Raw genomic sequence first — 637 nt, 5'->3', positions numbered from 1 at the left:
CTCTAAGCCCTGCGTCACTTTTTTAAACTCTGACTTTACGTCATTCCAAGGAGCCTAAGCGACATCAGGAATTTCTTTACTTAATCAAACATTTTAATTTTCTGACTTACCCGCAGCACTTTTTATATTTCTTCCCACTACCACAAATGCACGGGTCATTACGGCCGATCTTGAAGCTTTCAACCGTTTGGTTTAAGCGTGGGTCAATTTCAGGTTCTTCTTGCTCATTTCCTTGCTCGGGGAAAGTGCCATCAATGTAGTACCACAAGTCGTCTTTACGTATAAAGCGCGAGCGCTCTTGCATGCAGTATTGTGCGCCTTCTTCATTGAAGTAAGCTTTAAACTCAACAAAGCCTTCGTCTTGGTGTGAGCCTGCCTCAGTATCGATGACTTCTAGGCCTGCCCAATCACTGTCGATAGATTCGGCAATACCTTCTCTTTGCGCTTCTGCGTTGCAGCTAGGGTGGTAAGTCGCAACAACATAGTCAACCAAACCCAACACGTGCGCTGAATAACGTGAGCGCATCAACTGTTCAGGCGTTTCAACAGCACTGTGGTGAAGGTGCGCTGATTCACAGCACTGTTGGTAAGTATTTTTGCTACCGCATGGGCATAAAGACATGGTCAAATCCTGTAA

Annotated in this window: 1 protein-coding gene; it reads right to left on the bottom strand. The window is 45.4% G+C overall.

Annotated features, from left to right (window positions below; all coding sequences use genetic code 11):
• Positions 1 to 106 precede the first annotated feature (106 nt).
• Positions 107 to 622, bottom strand: coding sequence for a YchJ family protein (locus AB4496_RS25175; RefSeq protein ID WP_009848799.1), 516 nt, complete (start codon positions 620 to 622; stop codon positions 107 to 109).
• Between the last annotated feature and the right edge of the window lie 15 nt (positions 623 to 637).

Origin of the sequence: Vibrio sp. 10N.222.46.A1, from assembly GCF_041473595.1 — a bacterium.
Lineage (GTDB): Bacteria > Pseudomonadota > Gammaproteobacteria > Enterobacterales > Vibrionaceae > Vibrio > Vibrio tasmaniensis_A.
Note: the sequence above shows the minus strand (reverse complement) of the source record. Positions and strands in the feature narration are given on the sequence as shown.